Annotated in this window: 12 protein-coding genes; 8 read left to right on the forward strand and 4 right to left on the reverse strand. The window is 32.6% G+C overall.

Features of this window, described 5'->3' with window-relative positions; all coding sequences use genetic code 11:
• The first annotated feature begins 206 nt into the window (after window positions 1–206).
• The 3 genes from sdrD (at window position 207) to sdgA (ending at window position 9,888) form a co-directional block, all read left to right on the forward strand.
• Complete coding sequence (gene sdrD / locus JQN76_RS06780) at window positions 207–4,406, forward strand: MSCRAMM family adhesin SdrD (protein ID WP_047210375.1); 4,200 nt, start codon at window positions 207–209, stop codon at window positions 4,404–4,406.
• 393 nt (window positions 4,407–4,799) lie between these two features.
• Window positions 4,800–8,297: an MSCRAMM family adhesin SdrE gene (gene sdrE, locus JQN76_RS06785; RefSeq protein ID WP_047210374.1), complete on the forward strand. Its 3,498-nt coding sequence runs from the start codon at window positions 4,800–4,802 to the stop codon at window positions 8,295–8,297.
• Between the two features lie 118 nt (window positions 8,298–8,415).
• Window positions 8,416–9,888 (forward strand): serine-aspartate repeat adhesin O-glycosyltransferase SdgA, encoded by a 1,473-nt coding sequence (gene sdgA, locus JQN76_RS06790; protein ID WP_001106734.1) that lies wholly within the window; start codon window positions 8,416–8,418, stop codon window positions 9,886–9,888.
• 124 nt (window positions 9,889–10,012) lie between these two features.
• Here the strand turns inward: sdgA and sdgB are convergent, their stop codons facing one another.
• The 4 genes from sdgB to JQN76_RS06810 all read right to left on the reverse strand — a co-directional run bounded on the left by sdgB (window position 10,013) and on the right by JQN76_RS06810 (window position 13,717).
• Window positions 10,013–11,503 carry a serine-aspartate repeat adhesin O-glycosyltransferase SdgB gene (gene sdgB / locus JQN76_RS06795; protein WP_001106110.1) on the reverse strand — a complete coding sequence of 497 codons (1,491 nt, stop codon included), beginning with the start codon at window positions 11,501–11,503 and terminating at the stop codon, window positions 10,013–10,015.
• 281 nt (window positions 11,504–11,784) lie between these two features.
• Window positions 11,785–12,663 carry a GTP cyclohydrolase FolE2 gene (gene folE2, locus JQN76_RS06800; RefSeq protein WP_000134234.1) on the reverse strand — a complete coding sequence of 293 codons (879 nt, stop codon included), beginning with the start codon at window positions 12,661–12,663 and terminating at the stop codon, window positions 11,785–11,787.
• A 12-nt stretch (window positions 12,664–12,675) separates the two neighbouring features.
• On the reverse strand, window positions 12,676–13,341 hold the full coding sequence (gene bshB2, locus JQN76_RS06805) for a bacillithiol biosynthesis deacetylase BshB2 (RefSeq protein ID WP_000129068.1): 666 nt from the start codon (window positions 13,339–13,341) through the stop codon (window positions 12,676–12,678).
• 13 nt (window positions 13,342–13,354) lie between these two features.
• Window positions 13,355–13,717 (reverse strand): YojF family protein, encoded by a 363-nt coding sequence (locus JQN76_RS06810; RefSeq protein ID WP_001547756.1) that lies wholly within the window; start codon window positions 13,715–13,717, stop codon window positions 13,355–13,357.
• A 275-nt stretch (window positions 13,718–13,992) separates the two neighbouring features.
• Between JQN76_RS06810 and nagB the strand changes: the two genes are divergently transcribed.
• The 5 genes from nagB to JQN76_RS06835 all read left to right on the forward strand — a co-directional run bounded on the left by nagB (window position 13,993) and on the right by JQN76_RS06835 (window position 18,672).
• Window positions 13,993–14,751: a glucosamine-6-phosphate deaminase gene (nagB, locus tag JQN76_RS06815; RefSeq protein WP_000866415.1), complete on the forward strand. Its 759-nt coding sequence runs from the start codon at window positions 13,993–13,995 to the stop codon at window positions 14,749–14,751.
• Window positions 14,752–14,827: 76 nt separating this feature from the next.
• Window positions 14,828–15,460 carry a 3-hexulose-6-phosphate synthase gene (hxlA, locus tag JQN76_RS06820; RefSeq protein ID WP_000422861.1) on the forward strand — a complete coding sequence of 211 codons (633 nt, stop codon included), beginning with the start codon at window positions 14,828–14,830 and terminating at the stop codon, window positions 15,458–15,460.
• A 1-nt stretch (window position 15,461) separates the two neighbouring features.
• Window positions 15,462–16,010 carry a 6-phospho-3-hexuloisomerase gene (gene hxlB / locus JQN76_RS06825; protein ID WP_001051594.1) on the forward strand — a complete coding sequence of 183 codons (549 nt, stop codon included), beginning with the start codon at window positions 15,462–15,464 and terminating at the stop codon, window positions 16,008–16,010.
• A 112-nt stretch (window positions 16,011–16,122) separates the two neighbouring features.
• Window positions 16,123–16,770 (forward strand): HAD family hydrolase, encoded by a 648-nt coding sequence (locus JQN76_RS06830; RefSeq protein ID WP_000667097.1) that lies wholly within the window; start codon window positions 16,123–16,125, stop codon window positions 16,768–16,770.
• A 501-nt stretch (window positions 16,771–17,271) separates the two neighbouring features.
• Window positions 17,272–18,672: an MFS transporter gene (locus tag JQN76_RS06835; protein ID WP_000347061.1), complete on the forward strand. Its 1,401-nt coding sequence runs from the start codon at window positions 17,272–17,274 to the stop codon at window positions 18,670–18,672.
• Window positions 18,673–19,141 lie beyond the last annotated feature (469 nt).

Here is a 19,141-nt window from a genome sequence, read left to right on the forward strand (position 1 = left end):
TAATACTATTTTTTATGATAATTAAATAAAGATTACAAAACTCATAAAAACTTTTATTTAAACACAAATGTTAAGTAACGTTTTACGATAAAGAAAAATAATTAAAGTATTGTGCTTTATCTAAAAATGTAATACTATATTGATATACATTTTTGTATTTAAAACAATTGTATTATTTAAAAATTTGATGAATTAGGAGTAATCTAATGCTAAACAGAGAAAATAAAACGGCAATAACAAGAAAAGGCATGGTATCCAATCGATTAAATAAATTTTCGATTAGAAAGTACACAGTGGGAACAGCATCAATTTTAGTAGGTACAACATTAATTTTTGGTCTGGGGAACCAAGAAGCAAAGGCTGCAGAAAGTACTAATAAAGAATTGAACGAAGCGACAACTTCAGCAAGTGATAATCAATCGAGTGGTAAAGTTGATATGCAGCAACTAAATCAAGAAGACAATACTAAAAATGATAATCAAAAAGAAATGGTATCATCTCAAGGTAATGAAACGACTTCAAATGGGAATAAATCAATAGAAAAAGAAAGTGTACAATCTACCACTGGAAATAAAGTTGAAGTTTCAACTGCCAAATCAGATGAGCAAGCTTCACCAAAATCTACGAATGAAGATTTAAACACTAAACAAACTATAAGTAATCAAGAAGCGTTACAACCTGATTTGCAAGAGAATAAATCAGTGGTAAATGCTCAACCAACTAATGAGGAAAACAAAAAGGTAGATGCCAAAACTGAATCAACTACATTAAATGTTAAAAGTGATGCTATCAAGAGTAATGCTGAAACTCTTGTTGATAACAATAGTAATTCAAATAATGAAAATAATGCAGATATCATTTTGCCAAAAAGTACAGCACCTAAACGTTTGAATACAAGAATGCGTATGGCAGCAATACAACCAAACTCAACAGATTCTAAAAATGTTAATGATTTAATCACATCAAATACAACATTAACTGTCGTTGATGCAGATAATAGCAAAACGATTGTACCAGCCCAAGATTATTTATCATTAAAATCACAAATTACAGTTGATGACAAAGTTAAATCAGGTGATTATTTCACAATTAAATACTCAGATACAGTACAAGTATATGGATTGAATCCGGAAGATATTAAAAATATTGGTGATATTAAAGATCCAAATAATGGTGAAACAATTGCGACTGCAAAACATGATACTGCAAATAATTTAATTACATATACATTTACAGATTATGTTGATCGATTTAATTCAGTAAAAATGGGTATTAATTACTCAATTTATATGGATGCAGATACAATTCCTGTTGACAAGAAAGATGTTCCTTTTAGTGTAACTATTGGAAATCAAATTACAACTACAACAGCAGATATCACTTATCCGGCTTATAAAGAAGCTGACAATAATTCAATAGGATCAGCTTTTACAGAGACAGTTTCTCATGTAGGAAATGTTGAAGACCCTGGTTACTATAACCAGGTAGTATATGTTAATCCTATGGATAAGGATTTAAAAGGTGCTAAGTTAAAAGTTGAAGCGTACCATCCGAAATATCCAACTAATATTGGTCAAATTAATCAAAATGTTACAAATATAAAAATATATCGTGTTCCTGAAGGATATACATTGAATAAAGGATATGACGTTAATACTAATGATTTGGTAGACGTAACTGATGAATTTAAAAATAAAATGACGTATGGATCAAATCAAAGTGTTAATCTTGATTTTGGTGATATTACATCAGCATATGTTGTAATGGTTAATACAAAATTCCAATATACAAATAGCGAAAGCCCAACACTTGTTCAAATGGCTACTTTATCTTCAACAGGTAATAAATCCGTTTCTACTGGCAATGCTTTAGGATTTACTAATAACCAAAGTGGCGGAGCTGGTCAAGAAGTATATAAAATTGGTAACTACGTATGGGAAGATACTAATAAAAACGGTGTTCAAGAATTAGGAGAAAAAGGCGTTGGCAATGTAACTGTAACTGTATTTGATAATAATACAAATACAAAAGTAGGAGAAGCAGTTACTAAAGAAGATGGGTCATACTTGATTCCAAACTTACCTAATGGAGATTACCGTGTAGAATTTTCAAACTTACCAAAAGGTTATGAAGTAACCCCTTCAAAACAAGGTAATAACGAAGAATTAGATTCAAACGGCTTATCTTCAGTTATTACAGTTAATGGCAAAGATAACTTATCTGCAGACTTAGGTATTTACAAACCTAAATACAACTTAGGTGACTATGTCTGGGAAGATACAAATAAAGATGGTAAGCAGGATTCAACTGAAAAAGGTATATCTGGCGTAACGGTAACATTAAAAGATGAAAACGGTAACGTGTTAAAAACAGTTACAACAGACGCAGATGGCAAATATAAATTTACTGATTTAGATAATGGTAATTATAAAGTTGTATTTACTACACCAGAAGGCTATACACCGACTACAGTAACATCTGGTAGCGACATTGAAAAAGACTCTAATGGTTTAACAACAACAGGTGTTATTAATGGTGCTGATAACATGACATTAGATAGTGGATTCTACAAAACACCAAAATATAATTTAGGTAATTATGTATGGGAAGATACAAATAAAGATGGTAAGCAGGATTCAACTGAAAAAGGTATTTCAGGCGTAACAGTTACATTGAAAAATGAAAACGGTGAAGTTTTACAAACAACTAAAACAGATAAAGATGGTAAATATCAATTTACTGGATTAGAAAATGGAACTTATAAAGTTGAATTCGAAACACCATCAGGTTACACACCAACACAAGTAGGTTCAGGAACTGATGAAGGTATAGATTCAAATGGTACATCAACAACAGGTGTCATTAAAGATAAAGATAACGATACTATTGACTCTGGTTTCTACAAACCGACTTACAACTTAGGTGACTATGTATGGGAAGATACAAATAAAAACGGTGTTCAAGATAAAGATGAAAAGGGTATTTCAGGTGTAACAGTTACGTTAAAAGATGAAAACGACAAAGTTTTAAAAACAGTTACAACAGATGAAAATGGTAAATATCAATTCACTGATTTAAACAATGGAACTTATAAAGTTGAATTCGAGACACCATCAGGTTATACACCAACTTCAGTAACTTCTGGAAATGATACTGAAAAAGATTCTAATGGTTTAACAACAACAGGTGTCATTAAAGATGCAGATAACATGACATTAGACAGTGGTTTCTATAAAACACCAAAATATAGTTTAGGTGATTATGTTTGGTACGACAGTAATAAAGACGGCAAACAAGATTCAACTGAAAAAGGTATCAAAGATGTTAAAGTTACTTTATTAAATGAAAAAGGCGAAGTAATTGGAACAACTAAAACAGATGAAAATGGTAAATATCGTTTCGATAATTTAGATAGCGGTAAATACAAAGTTATTTTTGAAAAGCCTGCTGGCTTAACACAAACAGGTACAAATACAACTGAAGATGATAAAGATGCAGATGGTGGCGAAGTTGACGTAACAATTACGGATCATGATGATTTCACACTTGATAACGGATACTTCGAAGAAGATACATCAGATAGCGACTCAGATTCAGATAGCGATTCAGATTCAGATAGCGACTCAGACTCAGACAGCGACTCAGATTCAGACAGCGACTCAGACTCGGATAGCGATTCAGATTCAGACAGTGATTCAGATTCAGACAGCGATTCGGATTCAGACAGCGACTCAGACTCGGATAGCGACTCAGACTCAGATAGCGACTCAGATTCGGATAGCGACTCAGACTCAGACAGCGACTCAGATTCAGACAGCGACTCAGACTCAGATAGCGACTCAGACTCAGACAGCGACTCAGACAGTGATTCAGACTCAGATAGCGATTCAGATTCAGACAGCGACTCAGACTCAGATAGTGACTCAGATTCAGATAGTGACTCAGACTCAGACAGTGATTCAGACTCAGATAGCGACTCAGACTCAGACAGCGACTCAGACTCAGATAGTGACTCAGATTCAGATAGCGATTCGGACTCAGACAGTGATTCAGATTCGGACAGCGACTCAGACTCAGACAGTGATTCAGATTCAGATAGCGACTCAGACTCAGATAGCGACTCAGATTCAGACAGCGATTCAGACTCAGATAGTGACTCAGATTCGGACAGCGATTCAGACTCAGATAGCGACTCAGATTCAGACAGTGATTCAGACTCAGATGCAGGTAAGCACACACCTGTTAAACCAATGAGTACTACTAAAGACCATCACAATAAAGCAAAAGCATTACCAGAAACAGGTAATGAAAATAGCGGCTCAAATAACGCAACGTTATTTGGCGGATTATTCGCAGCATTAGGATCATTATTGTTATTCGGTCGTCGTAAAAAACAAAATAAATAATACAGCTTATACCAGGTCCGTGAGGCCTGGTTTTTTATTTCAAAATTTATGAAATGTATCTTATGTTTGAGATTAAATAGTGCAATTTTTTAAAAAATATAACATAAATCAACATAAATTTAATTCATCTTTACATTAAAAGTACAAACGAATAAGAAAAGCAATTAAACACAGTATCAAACCATTTAAAACAATTGATATAAAAGACAAACGAATAATTAAAAATTACTAGAATTAATTTATTCAAACCAAAGTGTAAAATAACAGTCTTAGATAAATAAATTTATTTAAAGTATTGTGCTTTATCTAAAAATGTATTACGATGGGAATACAAATTTTTATATGTAAAAATATTAATTTTTTGCAAATATTGATATTTTAAAGGAGATTTATATGATTAACAGGGATAATAAAAAGGCAATAACAAAAAAGGGTATGATTTCAAATCGCTTAAACAAATTTTCGATTAGAAAGTATACTGTAGGAACTGCATCGATTTTAGTAGGTACGACATTGATTTTTGGTCTAGGGAACCAAGAAGCTAAAGCTGCTGAAAACACTAGTACAGAAAATGCAAAACAAGATGATGCAACGACTAGTGATAATAAAGAAGTAGTGTCGGAAACTGAAAATAATTCGACAACAGAAAATAATTCAACAAATCCAATTAAGAAAGAAACAAATACTGATTCACAACCAGAAGCTAAAAAAGAATCAACTTCATCAAGTACTCAAAAACAGCAAAATAACGTTACAGCTACAACTGAAACTAAGCCTCAAAACATTGAAAAAGAAAATGTTAAACCTTCAACTGATAAAACTGCGACAGAAGATACATCTGTTATTTTAGAAGAGAAGAAAGCACCAAATAATACAAATAACGATGTAACTACAAAACCATCTACAAGTGAAATTCAAACAAAACCAACTACACCTCAAGAATCTACAAATATTGAAAATTCACAACCGCAACCAACGCCTTCAAAAGTAGACAATCAAGTTACAGATGCAACTAATCCAAAACAAACGGTAAATGTATCAAAAGAAGATCTTAAAAATGATCCTGAAAAATTAAAAGAATTAGTTAGAAGTGAAAATAACACTAATCATTCAACTAAACCAGTTGCTACAGCACCAACAAGTGTTGCACCAAAACGATTAAATGCGAAAATGCGTTTTGCAGTTGCACAACCAGCAGCAGTTGCGTCAAATAATGTAAATGATTTAATTACAGTGACGAAACAGACGATCAAAGTTGGCGATGGTAAAGATAATGTGGCAGCAGCGCATGACGGTAAAGATATTGAATATGATACAGAGTTTACAATTGACAATAAAGTCAAAAAAGGCGATACAATGACGATTAATTATGATAAGAATGTAATTCCTTCGGATTTAACAGATAAAAATGATCCTATCGATATTACTGATCCATCAGGAGAGGTTATTGCCAAAGGAACATTTGATAAAGCGACTAAGCAAATCACATATACATTTACAGATTATGTAGATAAATATGAAGATATAAAAGCACGTTTAACTTTATACTCATATATTGATAAGCAAGCAGTACCTAATGAAACTAGTTTGAATTTAACGTTTGCAACAGCAGGTAAAGAAACTAGCCAAAACGTTTCTGTTGATTATCAAGACCCAATGGTTCATGGTGATTCAAACATTCAATCTATCTTTACAAAGTTAGATGAAAACAAACAAACTATTGAACAACAAATTTATGTTAATCCTTTGAAAAAAACAGCAACTAACACTAAAGTTGATATAGCTGGTAGTCAAGTAGATGATTATGGAAATATTAAACTAGGAAATGGTAGTACCATTATTGACCAAAATACAGAAATAAAAGTTTATAAAGTTAACCCTAATCAACAATTGCCTCAAAGTAATAGAATCTATGATTTTAGTCAATACGAAGATGTAACAAGTCAATTTGATAATAAAAAATCATTTAGTAATAATGTAGCAACATTGGATTTTGGTGATATTAATTCAGCCTATATTATCAAAGTTGTTAGTAAATATACACCTACATCAGATGGCGAACTAGATATTGCTCAAGGTACTAGTATGAGAACAACTGATAAATATGGTTATTATAATTATGCAGGATATTCAAACTTCATCGTAACTTCTAATGACTCTGGCGGTGGTGACGGTACTGTTAAACCTGAAGAAAAGTTATACAAAATTGGTGACTATGTATGGGAAGACGTTGATAAAGACGGTGTCCAAGGTACAGATTCGAAAGAAAAGCCAATGGCAAACGTTTTAGTTACATTAACTTACCCAGACGGTACTACAAAATCAGTAAGAACAGATGCTAACGGTCATTATGAATTCGGTGGTTTGAAAGACGGAGAAACTTATACAGTTAAATTCGAAACGCCAGCTGGATATCTTCCAACAAAAGTAAATGGAACAACTGATGGTGAAAAAGACTCAAATGGTAGTTCTGTAACTGTTAAAATTAATGGTAAAGATGATATGTCTTTAGACACTGGTTTTTATAAAGAACCTAAATATAATCTTGGTGACTATGTATGGGAAGATACAAATAAAGATGGTATCCAAGATGCTAATGAACCTGGTATCAAAGATGTTAAGGTTACATTAAAAGATAGTACTGGAAAAGTTATTGGTACAACTACTACTGATGCCTCGGGTAAATATAAATTTACAGATTTAGATAATGGTAACTATACAGTAGAATTTGAAACACCAGCAGGTTACACGCCAACGGTTAAAAATACTACAGCTGAAGATAAAGATTCTAATGGTTTAACAACAACAGGTGTCATTAAAGATGCAGATAATATGACATTAGACAGTGGTTTCTATAAAACACCAAAATACAGTTTAGGTGATTATGTTTGGTACGACAGTAATAAAGACGGCAAACAAGACTCAACTGAAAAAGGTATTAAAGATGTGACAGTTACATTGCAAAACGAAAAAGGCGAAGTAATTGGAACAACTAAAACAGATGAAAATGGTAAATATCGTTTCGATAATTTAGATAGCGGTAAATACAAAGTTATTTTTGAAAAGCCTGCTGGCTTAACACAAACAGTTACAAATACAACTGAAGATGATAAAGATGCAGATGGTGGCGAAGTTGACGTAACAATTACGGATCATGATGATTTCACACTTGATAACGGATACTTCGAAGAAGATACATCAGACAGTGATTCAGACTCAGATAGCGATTCAGATTCAGATAGTGACTCAGACTCAGATAGCGACTCAGATTCAGACAGTGATTCAGACTCAGATAGTGACTCAGACTCAGACAGCGACTCAGATTCAGATAGCGACTCAGACTCAGACAGCGACTCAGATTCAGATAGTGACTCAGACTCAGATAGCGACTCAGATTCAGACAGCGATTCAGATTCAGATAGTGACTCAGACTCAGATAGCGATTCAGATTCAGACAGCGACTCAGATTCAGATAGTGACTCAGACTCAGATAGCGATTCAGATTCAGACAGCGACTCAGACTCAGACAGTGATTCAGATTCAGATAGCGATTCAGATTCAGATAGTGACTCAGACTCAGATAGCGACTCAGATTCAGACAGTGATTCAGACTCAGATAGCGATTCAGATTCAGACAGTGATTCAGACTCAGACAGCGACTCAGACTCAGACAGTGATTCAGACTCCGACAGCGATTCGGACTCGGATGCAGGAAAACATACACCTGTTAAACCAATGAGTACTACTAAAGACCATCACAATAAAGCGAAAGCATTACCAGAAACAGGTAGTGAAAATAATGGCTCAAATAACGCAACGTTATTTGGCGGATTATTTGCAGCATTAGGTTCATTATTGTTATTCGGTCGTCGCAAAAAACAAAACAAATAATACAATATGACCCAGGTCCTTGTGGCCTGGTTTTTTTATGATTACACATGCAATAGATGTATTTTTCATATAAAATAAACAATAAAGATACGGAATAAAACTTATATGAGGCGATAATATGAATTACATTTTAGGAACAATTTTAGAAAGTAAAATTACAGGTGTAGAAAAAGCGCAAATAAATAGATTGAAGTTGTTCAAACAACACGGCATATCTTCAAAATGTGTATATGTTAAATGGAATCCTTATTCATACACATATGCGAAGCAACATCAGATTGAAAATGATGTATTTACAATGTATGACTATTTTCAAAAAGCAATCAATTATAAAAAGACAAAGCAAGTTAACTGGATACAGTATTGGGAAAAATCATGTAGGTACACATTGAAATTTGTGGAAAATTCAAATGATGTCAGAATATATGATGAAGAGCAATTTGTAATGTATGCACATTTTTTAGATAAACAGTATCATCATTTAAACTATGTGAATTATTTTGATCATAAAAGAAGAAAAGTAAAACGCGAATTGTATGATGGAAGAGGCTTTTTAAGTTGTTCTCGAATTTTAGGTGAAGGACAACGGATTGTACTCGAAAATTACTATACACCTAATGGGGAAATCGTCATCCAAAAATATTTCGACGATATAAAAGGGAAAAACACGCTCACAAAGGTTATCTTAAATGAAGACCAGCATCAACAATTTTTTGATACAGAAGATGAATTAGTTCAATATTTTCTCCATCAATTATGTAAAAATAATGATCAAATCATATTAGATCGTCCTCATGAATTAGGAAATGTTATAGCGGGATTAAATCAAAGTATTCCAGTTATTGTTGTGCTCCACAGTACACATTTAGCCGACACCGGTAATGGTATAAAAAGTTTTTATAAAACAGTGTTTAATAATTTAACACGTTATAAAGCGATTGTTGTATCAACAGAACAGCAATGCCAAGATATTTCACAATATATTGAAAATAAAATACCAGTTATCAATATTCCGGTTGGCTACGTGGCAAATTTAAAGTATCAATTTGACATCAATCAAAAGGAGAAAAATCATATCATATCAATTGCTCGCCTCGTTGAAAATAAACAAATTAAACATCAAATTGAAGTGATCAAGCAATTAGTAACAAAACATCCCAATATTCAATTGAATATTTATGGACATGGAAATGGTTTGTCAGAATATCGACAACTTGTAGAAGATTATCATTTATCGGAACATGTTAAATTTCATGGTTTTAAGACGCATATTAATGAAGAGATTGCTAAAGCAGAACTGATGTTATCGACAAGTAAAATGGAAGGTTTTGGCTTAGCAATTTTAGAGTCGCTTTCAGTAGGTACACCAGTGATCAGTTATGATGTAGATTATGGTCCATCAGAACTGATTCAAGATGGATTTAATGGCTATTTAGTACCTCAAGGTGACATCAATCAAATGGTTGAAAAGGTCGACCAATTACTAAATAATACTCAAAAATTGCAACAGTTTTCAATTAATAGCATAGAATCTGCACAACAGTACAATGCAACTACTATCAGTACAAAGTGGCAAAATATTTTAAACTAAGTCAAAAGAAAAAAGCATTTTCCTAGAATCATCTATTTAACAAACCTCGTTCATACGAACTTACATGTTTAGTTAAATGACATAGGAAAACGCTTTTTTTTATAAAAATAAAGGTGAAGTACATTTATATAAGACGAACAAATTGGTCCCATTGTTTAATTAACGACGCTTTACTATATTGTTGCGCTTTTGCCAAACTACCTTTTGACAGTCGTTGTTGTACTTCAGGATGATCAATCACATATTTTACTTTATCAAATAGGGCATCTTCATCATTTTTAGTAATTAAATAACCATTGAAATCAGGCGTAATTAATTCGTTAGGTCCATATTTAATATCATAACTAATAACTGGAACACCATGTGCTAAAGATTCAAGTAGCGCTAAAGAGAAACCTTCCATGTTACTTGTTATTAAACTCAAATAGGCATCGCTATATTCTTGGTCTAGATTGCTTAAAAAGCCGCGTAAGTAAACATGATTTTCCAATCCATATTTTTGTATCAATTCATTTAATTTTTTACTTTCAGAACCAAAACCATACATATGAAGCTCTATTTTTGGGACATACGATACTAAGCGTTTAATTAATTCAATTTGTTGATGTAATTGTTTTTCAGGTGAATAACGAGCAACGGAAATTAATTTAACACTGCGCTGATCTAATGTTTGGACTGGTGTATCAATTGTTTCACTATAGCCGACAGGAATATTAACAACTGGAATAGTATGGTTAATACGTTTTTCAACATCTAATTTTTGCTGCTCAGTAGAAACGATAATTGCACGATATCGAGATAAATTTTCAAACATCGCTTTATATACATTTTTAAATGGCGATGAATCTAATGCATCAATATTTTTAATGTGTGTACTGTGAAGCACAGCTACTACTGGGATTGACTCAGGCGTTAAGTTGAAAATAGGTGCTGTGTACACATTACGGTCACTGAAAAATAAATCCCCATGTTGATATAGTTGTTTAATGAAAAATGCGCCTAATTCCGTTTCATTATTAAAGAAATATTGTTTGTTAGCATAGTAAACAATAATTTTTTGTACTTCTGGTTTGCCATCTTTGTAAGAAAAATACTTTTCTAATTTTGTGTCACCTTCTGGATTATAGAAAAATTCACATAATGTTTGTTGTTTATCAACAAGAATCCTACTACAACTTAAAAAGCCACGCACATCATAAAAATCACGTTTTACTTTTCGTCTTTGACTATCAAAATGATTCACATAATCTAATATACGATATTTAGGATCTTGAAAATGGGCATACATTAAGAAACGCTCTTGATCATATATTCTAAAGTCATGACTATTTTCAACATGTTTTAAAGTATAATGACATTCATCAGTCCAATACGACAACCAGTCAAATGGTTCATTGCGTTCTAAATATGTTGCTTCTTGGAAGAAATCATACATATTAATATAGTCAGAACTAGTAATATAATTTTGGGCATTTCTATATAAATATCTATTCCATGACAGAAATACACATTGCGCTGGTCTTCCCATTTCTTTAAATAAATTTAAACGATTAATAATTGCTTTTTCTATCCCAGTTAAATTAACACCTAAACTATTACCTACAAAATAATTCATTTACAACACCACTTATATCTATTTTTTATAATTATATCACATAATATTTAATTACTTCTTTTAACTGGATGATGTGTTTATTTATAAAACAACAAATTTTGATATTTATAATGATAGTAGTTATTCAATCAACTACGACCAATATATCATTGTAGAGCTTAGGATATTGATTTATGCCTCAGGCACATCAAATGAGAAGATTTATAAAAGAGATATACAACTCTAGAAGGTATAATAAAAACGCGCAACTAATGTTACGCGTTTGAATTAATCATATGATATTATTTGCGATACTTTAATTTAGCGAAAGCATCATGTTGATGGATAGACTCTTCATTACGACATTCGATATCGAAACCGTCTAACCAATCAAATCCAACTAAGTCCGCGGCAATTAAACGAATTAAGTCTTCGACAAAACGTGGATTTTCATATGCACGCTCTGTCACACGTTTTTCATCAGGACGTTTTAAAATAGGGTATAGAATTGAACTTGCATTAGCTTCCATTGCATCTAAAATTTTATTTTTATAGTCATCAACTATGTCTTGATCTTTATTAATATATGTTTTAACAGTGACAACACCACGTTGGTTGTGCGCTGAATACTCACTTATTTCTTTTGAACAAGGGCATAGCGTTGTGACAGTTGCTTCAATAGTAAGTTCTTTACGTGTAACTTTATCACCGTCAATTGCTAATCCATAAGTGACATCGGCATTACCAACTGCTTTAATATTTGTGGTTGGACTATAGCGATCAAAGAACCATTTCCCAGAAACATCAACGCCTGCCGCATTTTGTTTCATATTCGTTTGTAAAGTGCGTAACACCTGATAAAGTGTATTAAATTCAAGTTCAATACCATTATCATAGTGCTTTTCAACACTTTCAATTATACGGCTCATATTAATACCTTTTTCGTCTTTTGTTAAACTTGTTGAAAAACTAAATGTGCCAGCTGTTTGATACTGGTCAACAAGTACAGGGTACACTAAGTTTTTAATACCAACTTCTTCTATTTCAAATAAAAAATCTTTATGTGTACTTTGTAAATCTGTCATTTCGTTCTTAGTAGTAGGTTTCGTGCCTTCAATAGGATCTACGGAACCAAAGTGTTTCCAACGACCTTCTCGTGTCGATAAATCAAATTCAGTCATTTTTTTCCTCCGTTAAGATTTAAAGTGATATGTCCAATATGGTTCGACTGTTAAAAAGCTGTGTTGTTTACCATCGATTTCAGGACTTGCTAATTGTTTTAAAAATGGACCTGTTTGAGAAGCATGTGCTTCAAATGCCTTAATTTTAAGTTCTTTAAAATCTGTAATATCATTTTGAATATCAGGTTCTCCAAGAGCTTCAGTTGCATCATTACTGAACGCAACTAAAGTTAAACGAGGGCGTTCTTCTTTAGGCATGCGTTCAACCGTTCGAATTACAGCGTCTGCTGTTGCTTCGTGATCAGGATGTACTGCATATCCAGGATAAAATGAAATAATCAATGATGGATTTGTATCATCGATTAAAGATTTAATCATACCATCTATATGTTCATAGGGTTCAAATTCGACAGTTTTGTCACGTAAACCCATTTTTCTTAAATCAGTAATACCGATAACTTTACAAGCTTCTTCTAGTTCACGCTCACGAATACTTGGTAATGATTCGCGTGTTGCAAATGGGGGATTACCTAAATTTCTGCCCATTTGTCCTAGGGTTAAACATGCATATGTTACAGGTATGCCTTTTTGGATATAACTTGCTAATGTGCCTGCAGATGAGAAGGTTTCATCATCAGGATGTGGAAATATTACTAATACATGTCTTTCGTCAGTCATGTTGATGCCTCCTCTATAAATTAAATGGTCGCTCACTAATTTGAAGTGCTGCAGCGAGTTGACCTTCGTAATTAAAACCTGCAATTAAAAATTCATCATGCTCATTGACCTCAAAATGCGTTAGACCTTGTACATAAACCCAACCACCATTTGATAGTTTAAGACCAATGCGATAAGGTTCTTTATTACCACCTTTTAGTTGTGCATGCGTATATGTTATTTGTATGTTTCTTAAAAAAGTACCAGCATTAAAAACACGTTGATCGAAATGGTTCGCATAGGCCCCATTTGTCGTTTCAACATGCAGATACACAGGTTTATGTTCAAAAGAAGCAAGTAAATCTATAACTTCTTGTTCTTTAATTGGTTCCAACACGTTCACTCCTTACACTATCAATGTGTTTATCTTTCTATTTTACTAAAAACTATTCGATAATTGTATACGATTGCTCAATTATTTATAAATTAATTTTCATGAAGGGTAATTACTCAGGATTACGTAATCATACAGCATTAGTTTTTTACTTTTAAAAATCAAAAATTTGTTGGAATTTGAAAAGTGTTAAACATTAAAAATGATGCTATATTAATGGTGTATGAATGAATTCATAAGTTTTTAAAATGTATTAAATTTGTGGAGGCATGTAAACAATGAAAGTATTAAACTTAGGATCGAAAAAACAAGCATCATTCTATGTTGCATGTGAGTTATATAAAGAGATGGCATTTAATCAGCACTGTAAACTAGGTTTAGCAACTGGTGGTACAATGACAGATTTGTATGAACAACTTGTTAAGTTATTAAATAAAAATCAGTTAAACGTAGACAATGTATCCACGTTTAATTTAGACGAATATGTAGGTTTAACCGCATCACATCCGCAAAGTTATCACTATTATATGGATGACATGCTTTTCAAACAATATCCTTATTTTAATAGAAAGAACATTCATATTCCAAATGGAGATGCCGATGATATGAATGCGGAAGCGTCAAAATATAATGACGTTTTAGAACAACAAGGTCAACGTGATATTCAAATTTTAGGTATTGGTGAAAATGGTCATATTGGATTTAATGAACCTGGTACGCCGTTTGATAGCGTTACTCATATCGTTGATTTGACTGAAAGTACTATTAAGGCTAATAGTCGATATTTTAAAAACGAAGATGATGTTCCAAAGCAAGCCATTTCGATGGGACTTGCTAATATTCTTCAAGCCAAACGTATCATTTTACTCGCATTTGGTGAAAAGAAACGTGCTGCTATTACACATTTATTAAATCAGGAAATTTCTGTTGATGTTCCAGCCACATTACTTCACAAACACCCGAATGTTGAGATATATTTAGACGACGAAGCTTGCCCGAAAAATGTTGCGAAAATTCATGTCGATGAAATGGATTGATTGCAATGTTTAATTAAGAAATGCCTCGGGAAAGGTTCCAATAGAAAGATAAAAAGCATTGGAAGGATGATTTTTAGTGGAATTACAATTAGCAATTGATTTATTAAACAAAGAAGACGCGGCTGAGTTAGCAAATAAAGTAAAAGATTATGTAGATATCGTAGAAATCGGTACGCCAATCATTTACAACGAAGGTTTACCAGCAGTTAAACATATGGCAGACAACATTAGTAATGTAAAAGTATTAGCAGACATGAAAATTATGGATGCAGCTGATTATGAAGTTAGCCAAGCAATTAAATTTGGCGCGGATGTAATTACAATACTAGGTGTTGCAGAAGATGCATCAATTAAAGCAGCTATTGAAGAAGCTCATAAAAATAATAAACAATTACTAGTTGATATGATTGCTGTTCAAGATTTAGAAAAACGTGCAAAAGAACTAGATGAAATGGGTGCTGATTATATTGCAGTACACACTGGTTATGATTTACAAGCAGAAGGGCAATCACCATTAGAAAGTTTAAGAACCGTTAAATCTGTTATTAAAAATTCTAAAGTTGCAGTAGCAGGTGGAATTAAACCAGATACAATTAAAGATATTGTCGCTGAAAGTCCTGATCTTGTTATTGTTGGTGGCGGAATCGCAAATGCAGATGATCCAGTAGAAGCTGCAAAACAATGTCGCGCTGCAATCGAAGGTAAGTAATATGGCTAAATTTAGTGACTATCAATTAATTCTAGATGAATTAAAGATGACTTTGTCACATGTTGAAGCGGATGAGTTTTCAACTTTTGCATCCAAAATACTACATGCTGAACATATATTTGTAGCTGGCAAAGGACGTTCAGGATTCGTGGCGAATAGTTTTGCAATGCGCTTAAATCAGCTCGGCAAACAGGCACATGTTGTTGGAGAATCAACGACACCTGCGATTAAGTCGAATGATGTATTTGTAATTATCTCTGGTTCAGGTTCCACGGAACATTTAAGATTATTAGCAGACAAAGCAAAATCAGTAGGTGCTGACATCGTATTAATTACTACAAATAAAGATTCTGCAATAGGCAATCTAGCTGGGACGAACATCGTTTTGCCTGCAGGTACAAAATATGATGAACAAGGCTCGGCACAACCATTAGGAAGTTTGTTTGAACAAGCATCTCAATTATTTTTAGATAGTGTTGTAATGGGATTGATGACTGAAATGAATGTTACGGAACAAACGATGCAACAAAATCATGCTAATTTAGAATAAAATAAAGATAGTCGATAATTTGATGCCTAGGCAGAAATATTATCGATTATTTTTTTATTTAAATAATAAATTATAGTATAATATCAATAATAAACGAATAGGGGTGTTAATATTGAAGTTTGACAATTATATTTTTGATTTTGATGGTACGTTGGCAGACACGAAAAAATGTGGTGAAGTAGCAACACAAAGTGCATTTAAAGCATGTGGCTTAACGGAACCATCATCTAAAGAAATAACGCATTATATGGGAATACCTATTGAAGAATCATTTTTAAAATTAGCAGACCGACCATTAGATGAAGCAGCATTAGCAAAGTTAATCGATACATTTAGACATACATATCAATCTATTGAAAAGGACTATATTTATGAATTTGCGGGTATAACTGAAGCCATTACAAGTTTGTATAACCAAGGGAAAAAACTTTTCGTGGTGTCTAGTAAGAAGAGTGATGTATTAGAAAGAAATTTATCGGCTATTGGATTAAATCACTTGATTACCGAAGCTGTTGGATCCGATCAAGTAAGTGCATATAAACCAAATCCTGAAGGCATACACACAATTGTGCAACGCTACAATTTAAATAGCCAACAAACGGTGTATATTGGTGATTCAACGTTTGATGTTGAGATGGCACAACGTGCTGGTATGCAATCTGCAGCTGTCACTTGGGGTGCACATGATGCAAGGTCATTACTTCATTCAAATCCGGATTTTATTATTAATGATCCATCAGAAATTAATACCGTATTATAAAACTTATTAAAACAGAGAATACCATGGTTAAAATGCATATTCATAAATATTAGATTATACTTAGAAATATTTCGCTTTAGATTAGGAATTTAAAATAAATATTTATTAAACATTATGAATTTTTAAAGAGTAATGTCTGACTCGTTGATAATTTATTTTTGTAAAAATAAATTAAAGTAATGACAAAGTTATTGAAGTAAATTGAGTATAAACATTTAAATACGATGTCGAAAATGGCGATAGCATATCACTTACATGAAGTTGTGTGCTATCGCTATTTTTAGTTATAATTCCAAAAAGTTAATCGTTCGATGATTTAAGAATTATTATTGTTTAATTCAAATGTATGAGGGTATAAAATCATTGAATTTAATTCGATAAAGCGAAATTTTTGAACAAACATACTTTTGTATTTATATAAAAGTTTAAATTCTTATAAATTTGACAAAACTAATTAACTCCGTATAATTATGAAACATACAAGAGGGAGTGTATGAATTCATGGATTTTAATAAAGAGAATATTAACATGGTGGATGCAAAGAAAGCTAAAAAAACCGTTGTTGCAACCGGTATCGGTAATGCAATGGAATGGTTCGATTTTGGTGTCTATGCATATACAACTGCGTACATTGGAGCGAACTTCTTCTCTCCAGTAGAGAATGCAGACATTCGACAAATGTTGACTTTCGCAGCATTAGCCATTGCGTTTTTATTAAGACCAATTGGTGGTGTCGTATTTGGTATTATTGGTGACAAATATGGACGTAAAGTTGTATTAACATCTACAATTATTTTAATGGCATTTTCAACATTAACCATTGGATTATTGCCAAGCTATGATCAAATTGGACTTTGGGCACCAATACTATTATTGCTTGCAAGAGTACTACAAGGGTTTTCAACAGGTGGAGAGTATGCGGGGGCAATGACATATGTTGCCGAATCATCTCCAGATAAGCGTCGTAACTCATTAGGTAGTGGACTAGAAATTGGGACATTATCAGGTTACATAGCTGCTTCAATTATGATTGCTGTATTAACATTCTTTTTAACAGATGAACAAATGGCATCATTTGGTTGGAGAATCCCATTCTTACTCGGTTTATTCCTAGGATTATTCGGCTTATATTTACGTCGTAAGCTGGAAGAATCACCAGTTTTCGAAAATGATGTTGCAACACAACCAGAAAGAGATAACATTAACTTTTTACAAATCATCAGATTTTATTACAAAGATATATTTGTATGTTTTGTAGCTGTTGTATTCTTCAATGTTACAAACTATATGGTAACTGCATATTTACCAACCTATTTAGAACAAGTTATTAAATTAGATGCAACGACAACAAGTGTATTAATTACTTGTGTCATGGCAATAATGATTCCATTAGCATTAATGTTTGGTAAGTTAGCGGATAAAATAGGTGAAAAGAAAGTATTTCTAATTGGTACTGGTGGGCTAACATTATTCAGTATCATCGCATTTATGTTATTACATTCACAATCATTTGTTGTAATAGTAATCGGTATATTTATATTAGGATTTTTCTTATCAACTTACGAAGCGACAATGCCAGGGTCGTTACCAACGATGTTTTACAGTCATATAAGATATCGAACTTTATCAGTAACATTTAATATCTCTGTTTCGATATTTGGTGGTACGACGCCATTAGTTGCAACATGGTTAGTTACGAAAACTGGAGATCCATTAGCACCTGCGTATTATTTAACAGCAATCAGTGTTATTGGCTTTTTAGTTATTACATTCTTACATTTAAGTACAGCAGGAAAATCTCTAAAAGGTTCGTATCCAAATGTAGATAACGAGCAAGATAGAGCTTATTATGCAGAACATCCAAAAGAAGCATTATGGTGGGTTAAAGAACGTAAGAATTAGAGATTTTAATAAAAAGTATAAATCAATCGTATATAAGCACTTTAAAGCTAGTAGGTTCTGCTAACTTTAAAGTGCTTTTTAAATTGAGAACTGTAATTAGCCGTAATAAAGTTTTTGTATATACATAAACCCCCACTGCAATGATTATCGCAATGGGGGAAAGAGGGGACTTAAAGCATATGTTTAGCTTTGAATACTTAAAATTCTCTTGCTATTGAAATGTTAGGATGTAAATATGTCTTAGAGTATTTTGTCCAACGCAATTAATATTGAGACTCTAACCTTCAATATTATTATAGAGAACACAAACTTAAATAGATTGGGTGACTTATTTGTGTCAGTTATTGCGATTGCGATAACTTCTTTTCTCTATATACATATAGTAACGTCTTATCTAATAAAAAACATGGTACTACAGTATCAAATTTATCTAGGGCTTAAGTTTGATTTTTATAATAGGCAGGTTTAC

It is taken from the genome of Staphylococcus sp. SM3655, assembly GCF_016917315.1.
Classification (GTDB): Bacteria; Bacillota; Bacilli; order Staphylococcales; family Staphylococcaceae; genus Staphylococcus; species Staphylococcus aureus.

Bases quoted from the DNA above. Each gene is read 5' to 3' on its own strand.
- sdrD (WP_047210375.1), top strand. From the start codon at position 207: ATGCTAAACAGAGAAAATAAAACGGCAATAACAAGAAAAGGCATGGTA.
- sdrE (WP_047210374.1), top strand. From the start codon at position 4,800: ATGATTAACAGGGATAATAAAAAGGCAATAACAAAAAAGGGTATGATT.
- sdgA (WP_001106734.1), top strand. From the start codon at position 8,416: ATGAATTACATTTTAGGAACAATTTTAGAAAGTAAAATTACAGGTGTA.
- sdgB (WP_001106110.1), bottom strand. From the start codon at position 11,503: ATGAATTATTTTGTAGGTAATAGTTTAGGTGTTAATTTAACTGGGATA.
- folE2 (WP_000134234.1), bottom strand. From the start codon at position 12,663: ATGACTGAATTTGATTTATCGACACGAGAAGGTCGTTGGAAACACTTT.
- bshB2 (WP_000129068.1), bottom strand. From the start codon at position 13,341: ATGACTGACGAAAGACATGTATTAGTAATATTTCCACATCCTGATGAT.
- nagB (WP_000866415.1), top strand. From the start codon at position 13,993: ATGAAAGTATTAAACTTAGGATCGAAAAAACAAGCATCATTCTATGTT.
- hxlB (WP_001051594.1), top strand. From the start codon at position 15,462: ATGGCTAAATTTAGTGACTATCAATTAATTCTAGATGAATTAAAGATG.
- JQN76_RS06835 (WP_000347061.1), top strand. From the start codon at position 17,272: ATGGATTTTAATAAAGAGAATATTAACATGGTGGATGCAAAGAAAGCT.